We start from the raw sequence: 205 nt of genomic DNA, 5'->3' as shown, positions 1-205 counted from the left end.
CGCGCACGATGCGCTTGGCCGCCGAGAACAGCGGCTTCATGAAGGCGCCCGAGTGGTACACGAACTGCTGCAGCTGTTCCTCGTACGCTTCCAGGTCCGCCAGCGGACGCGTCGCCACCCCGCCTTCCATCGCCGCCTTGGCCACCGCCGGCGCGATCCGCACGATCAGGCGCGGGTCGAACGGCTTCGGAATCAGGTAATCCGC

1 pseudogene is annotated in these 205 nt (G+C 68.3%); it reads right to left on the bottom strand.

Going from position 1 to position 205, the window contains the following annotated elements:
• A pseudogene (locus KDH83_RS32395) lies at positions 1-205 on the bottom strand (hypothetical protein); the annotation flags it as partial.

Origin of the sequence: Achromobacter sp. Marseille-Q0513, assembly GCF_018195695.1 — a bacterium.
In the GTDB taxonomy this organism is placed as follows: Bacteria; Pseudomonadota; Gammaproteobacteria; order Burkholderiales; family Burkholderiaceae_B; genus Achromobacter.
The sequence above is the reverse complement of the archived record's forward strand: the minus strand, read 5'-3'. Positions and strand labels throughout refer to the sequence as shown.